The sequence below is a fragment of the Streptomyces glaucescens genome (assembly GCF_002154375.1).
In the GTDB taxonomy this organism is placed as follows: domain Bacteria; phylum Actinomycetota; class Actinomycetes; order Streptomycetales; family Streptomycetaceae; genus Streptomyces; species Streptomyces glaucescens.
Genome location: NZ_MUND01000891.1, coordinates 1 through 5492, shown reverse-complemented (window position 1 = coordinate 5492; position 5492 = coordinate 1). Strand labels below are relative to the sequence as shown.

Below are 5492 nucleotides of genomic sequence, written 5' to 3'. Positions count from 1 at the left end.
GGCGGCCCGGGCCGCCGACGGCGGGCTGGACGTACGGTTCACCATGGCCGCCCTGGACGGCGTGGAGATCACCGGGGCGGTGCCCAAGGCCGTCGCCTGGCACGAGCTGCGCATCCGGCCGGACGCGTACGGCTGGTCGTGCGCGGTGACGATCGACGTGTGAGGGGGGCCGTTGCGGTCGGTGTCCGCGCCGCGCGCCGGTTCAGCCCTTCACCACGCCCAGCGGCACCAGCCGGGCCACGGTCCGGCACAGCCCCGCGCCCTCGCTCGCGGCCACCACCGCGCCGACGTCCTTGTACGCCTCCGGGGTCTCCTCGGACAGGCCGCGCCAGGAGCGGGGCCGCACCGCGATGCCCGCGCGTTCCAGGCGGGCCCGCAGCTCCCGGCCGGTGACCGTGCGGGCCGCCTGGTGGCGGCTCATCCGGCGGCCGGCGCCGTGGCAGGTGGAGGCGAAGGCGTCGCCGCCGGCGACCCCCGCCAGCACGTAGGAGGCGGTGCCCATCGTGCCGGGGATCAGCACCGGCTGTCCGGCCTCGCGCAGATCGGCGGGCAGATCGGGATGGCCGGGCGGGAAGGCGCGGGTGGCGCCCTTGCGGTGCACACAGAGCCGGCGGGGCCGCCCGTCGACCGGGTGGGTCTCCAGCTTGGCCAGGTTGTGGGAGACGTCGTAGACCAGCGACAGGTGGACGCCCGCGGCACGGCGGAAGACCTCTCGGGCCGCGTACGCGAGCAACTGGCGGTTGGCTCGGCCGTAGTTGGCCGCCGCGGCCATCGCGCCGAGATAGGCCCGGCCCTCCGGGGAGTCCACCGGGGTGCAGGCCAGCTGCCGGTCGGGCACCGTGATGCGGTAGCGGGCCATGGCGCGGTCCATCGCCCGGACGTGGTCGGTGCAGATCTGGTGACCGAGCCCGCGCGAGCCGCAGTGGATCATCACGCAGACCTGGCCGACGGTGAGCCCGAAGGCCTCGGCGGCCGGCTCGTCGTAGACGTCGGAGACCTGCTGCACCTCCAGGAAGTGGTTGGCGGAGCCCAGGCTGCCGACCTGGCCGAGGCCGCGCTCGCGGGCCCGCTCGCCGACCTCGCGAACCTCCGCGTCGTCGACCGCCCCGCCGTCCTCGCAGCGGACCAGGTCGCGTTCCTCGCCGTACCCCCGCGCGACGGCGTAGCGGGCGCCGCCCTCGAGGATGCGGTCCAGTTCGCCGGGGCCGGGCCGCCACACCCCGCCGGGTCCGGCGCCGCGCGGGACCGCCCGGTCCAGACCGTCCATCACGGCGGCGAACGCGGGGGTCAGCCGGGCGCGGTCGCAGTCCGCGGCCAGCAGTCGCACGCCGCAGGAGATGTCGAAGCCGACCCCGCCCGGGGAGATCACCCCTCCCTCGTCGACGGCGGTCGCGGCGACCCCGCCGATGGGGAAGCCGTAGCCCCAGTGGATGTCGGGCATGGCGTACGAGGCACCGACGATGCCGGGCAGGGTGGCCACGTTGGCGACCTGCTGAAGGGACTGCTCGGCGTCGGCGAGCAGGTCGCGGGAGGCGAAGACCACGCCGGGCACCCGCATGGCGCCGTGCGGGTCGAGGCGGAAGCGGTACGGGGTTTCCTCGACGAGGTGCATGTCATCTCCCGTGGCGCTTGCGCAGGAAGCGGCGCAGCCGGGTGAGCGGCCAGGTGTTGATCACGTCGTCCGCGGTGAGCCAGCCGCGCTGGGCGGTGCCGATGCCGTAGCGCAGGTTGGCCAGGTGGACGACGGCGTGGGCGTCGCTGTCGACGGCGAACTTCACCCCGTGCCGCTTCGCCCGCAGGATGTCCTCGTCGCGCAGGTCGAGCCGGTCCGGGTGGGCGTTGATCTCCAGGGCGGTGCCGGTGCGGGCGCAGGCGGCGAAGACCGCGTCGAGATCGGCGTCGATGGCGGGCCGCCGGCCGATGATGCGGGTCGTGGGATGGCCGATGACGTGGACGTACGGGTTCTCGCAGGCCCGCACGATCCGGCGGGTCAGGGCCTCGCGGCCCTGGTCGAAGTGGGAGTGCACGGACGCCACGCACAGGTCGAACCCGGCCAGGAAGGCGGCGGGCCAGTCCACCTCGCCGTCGGGGGCGATGTTCAGTTCGGCGCCGTGCAGCAGCCGCATTCCGCGTCCTGGGCCGTACCGGCCGTCGAGTGCGCGCACCCGCTCGCGCTGGGCCAGCATCCGTTCGTCGGTCATGCGCTGCATGGCCATGTCCGGCCCGTGGTCGGTGACGGCGTAGTAGGCGTAGCCGCGCTCGGCGGCCGCCGCGGCCATCTCCTCCAGCGGGGCGAGGCCGTCGGTGAGGTTCGTGTGGGTGTGCAGGTCGCCGCGGATGTCGTCCTCGGTGACCAGGTCGGGCAGGCCGCCGCGGAGTCCGGCCTCGATCTCCCCGCGGTCCTCGCGCAGGGTCGGCGGGATCCACGGCAGGCCGAGCCGGGCGTAGACGTCCTCCTCGGTCTCGGAGACGACCAGCTCGCCGCTCTCGGCGTCGAACAGGCCGTACTCGGAGAGCTTGAGGCCCTGCCGCACGGCCAGTTCGCGCGTACGGATGTTGTGCGCCCTGGACCCCGTGAAGTACTGGAGGGCCGCACCCCAGGACTGCGGGCGGACCACGCGCAGATCGACGGCGAGGCCCTCGGAGGTGCGCACGGACGTCTTGGTCGGGCCGTGCGCGATCACCTCGGCGACGTACGGCAGCTCGGTGAACGCCCGCATCACCGGGGCCGAGTCCTCGGCGGCGACCAGCACGTCGAGGTCGCCGACGGTCTCCCGGACCCGGCGCAGGGAGCCCGCGTAGGCGCAGCGCCGGCAGCCGGTGACACCGGACAGCGCGCCGACGATCGTCTCGGCGGTGTCCATGGCCACGTCGATCAGCACGCGGCCGCCGGCGGAGCGGAGGAGGTCGATGCCGTGGAGGATCCTCTCCTCGGTCCGGGGCCCGAAGCCCTTGAGGTCGCGCAGGCGTTCGGCGTGGACGGCGTCGGCCAGTTCCACGGAGGCGATGCCCAGCTCCTCGTAGAGGACGTGGGCCTTCTTCGGGCCGAGGCCGGGGACGGCCGTGAGCCGGCGGACCCCGGCGGGGATCTTCGCGCGCAGTTCCTCCACGGCGGACACGCTGCCGTCGCGGAAGTACTCGACCACCTTCTCGGCGACCGACCGGCCGACCCCGGGGATCTCCTGGAGTCCCTTCGCGTCCAGGCCGGACAGCTCGGCGTGGTGGCCGCCGATCGCCCGGGCGGCCTTCTCGTAGGCGCGTGCCTTGAACGCGTCCCCTCCGGTGATCGAGATCAGATCCGCGTACTCGGCGAACAGCGCGGCGACCTCGTCGTTGGAACGAGCCACGGTTCCAGGGTAGGCACGGCCCCGGCGCGTACGCCGTCGCGGCGGGACCACCGGGGCCGGACGGCGGTTTGTGCGGCAGGCCGCCGTACGGCCTGCCGCACAGCCGTGCCTACGGCCGCGTCCCGCCCGCATCGCCGCCCGGGCCACCATCGCGGCTGCGGGCGAGCCGCCCCGGCCACCAGGCGCGCGGCCCCAGGTCCCGCACCAGGGCCGGCACCAGCAGGGAGCGGACCACGAGCGTGTCGAGCAGCACTCCGAAGGCGACGATGAACGCGATCTGCGCGAGGAAGGCCAGCGGGATCACCCCGAGGGCGGCGAAGGTCGCCGCGAGCACCACACCGGCCGAGGTGATCACCCCGCCCGTGCTGACCAGGCCGCGCAGCACCCCCTGGCGGACGCCGTGCCGCAGGGACTCCTCGCGGACCCGCTCCATCAGGAAGATGTTGTAGTCGACGCCGAGGGCGACCAGGAAGACGAACCCGTACAGCGGCACGGACGGATCGGTGCCGGTGAACCCGAACACGTGCGGGAAGACGAGCGCCGAGACGCCCAGCGTGGCCAGGAAGTTGAGCGCCACGGTCGCGACCAGGAGCGCGGGCATCAGCAGGGAGCGCAGCAGCAGCGCCAGGATCACGAAGATGATCGCCAGCACCACCGGCACGATGAGGCCGCGATCCCGCTCCGCGGTCCGCAGCGTGTCGTACTGCTGCGCGGTGTACCCGCCGACCTTGGCGTCGGCGCCGGGCACCGCGTGCAGTGCCGTGCGCAGACGGGCCACGGTGTCCTTCGCCGCGTCGCTGTCGGCGGCGGCGCGCAGGGTGACGTCGACACGGGCACGCCCGTCGACCACGAGGGGTTCGCCGCCCGGACGGCCGCTCGCGCCGACGGCGGCCGCGGCGGCGACGCCCTCGGTGGCCCGGGCGGCGGCAAGCACCCGCGGCAGCCGGTCGGCGTCGGCGATCACCACGGCCGGGTTGCCGGAGCCGCCGGGGAAGTGCCGGCCGAGGGTGGCCTGCGCGGCGACCGACGGGGCGTCGTTCACGAAGGTCTCGTCGAGCGGTACGCCCCGGGAGGTGAGGCCGGGTGCGAACGCGGCGCAGGCGAGCAGACCGGCGAGCGACACCGCCCAGACCCGGCGCGGCGCCCGGTCGACCAGGGCCGCGATCCGCTGCCAGACGCCGGTGCCACCGCCCGGATCCGCGGTGGCCGGGCGCGGCTTGGCGGGCCAGTAGGCGGCACGCCCGAGCAGCACCAGGACGGCGGGCAGGAAGGTGAGGGAGCTGAGCACGGCGCAGCCGATGCCGATGGCGCCGACCGGGCCGAGTGCCCGGTTGTTCGTCAGATCGCTGAGCAGCAGGGCCAGCAACCCGAGAGCGACGGTGGCGGCGCTGGCCACGACGGCGCGCCAGGACTGCCGCAGGGCGGCGGCGACGGCCGCGAACCGGTCGGTGCGGGCGGCCAGTTCCTCGCGGTAGCGGGCGGTGACCAGCAGCGCGTAGTCGGTGGCCGCGCCGATGACGAGGATGGAGAGGATGCCCTGGACCTGCCCGTCGACGCGGACGATGTCGCGGGCGGCGAGCGCGTAGACGATCGCGCAGGCCAGGCCGAGTGCGAAGACCGCCCCCAGGATGATCAGCAGCGGGAGCAGCACGCTGCGGTAGACCAGCAGCAGGATCACCAGGACGGTCACCAGGGCGACGCCCAGCAGCAGGCCGTCGATGCCGGCGAAGGCGTCGGAGAGGTCGGCCTGGCTGGCCGCCGGACCGGCCAGCTGGACGACGCCCTGGAGCGCCTGGCCGTCCTCGGAGGGCAGCACCGGGGAGGTCCGGCCGGCCACCCCGGGGGCGTCCGCGAGCGCGGCGAGGGCGCGGCCGGCCGCCGCGCGCCGGTCGGCCAGCGGCGCGTCCGCGTCGTCGGTCCACACCACGACGGCGGGCAGGCTCTCCTCCTGCCGGAACGCCCGTTGCTCGGCGATGACCTCGGTGGACTCGGCGCTGCGCGGCAGGAAGGCGGCCTGGTCGTTGGTGGCGACCTCGCCGAGCCGTCCGGCGAAGGGGCCCAGGCCGCCGCCGATGCCCAGCCAGACGGCGAGCAGCAGCAGGGGGACGAGCAGACGGGCACGTCGGGGGCTGGGGGGCATGGTCT

3 protein-coding genes are annotated in these 5492 nt (G+C 74.9%); all 3 read right to left on the bottom strand.

The window, feature by feature from the left end; translation table 11 throughout:
• Positions 1 to 202: 202 nt before the first annotated feature.
• Complete coding sequence (locus CCN42_RS38925) at positions 203 to 1612, bottom strand: RtcB family protein (RefSeq protein WP_086741912.1); 1410 nt, start codon at positions 1610 to 1612, stop codon at positions 203 to 205.
• 1 nt (position 1613) lies between these two features.
• Positions 1614 to 3347, bottom strand: coding sequence for a DNA polymerase/3'-5' exonuclease PolX (gene polX, locus CCN42_RS38920; RefSeq protein WP_086741911.1), 1734 nt, complete (start codon positions 3345 to 3347; stop codon positions 1614 to 1616).
• A gap of 109 nt (positions 3348 to 3456) precedes the next feature.
• Positions 3457 to 5487 carry an MMPL family transporter gene (locus tag CCN42_RS38915; RefSeq protein WP_086741913.1) on the bottom strand — a complete coding sequence of 677 codons (2031 nt, stop codon included), beginning with the start codon at positions 5485 to 5487 and terminating at the stop codon, positions 3457 to 3459.
• Between the last annotated feature and the right edge of the window lie 5 nt (positions 5488 to 5492).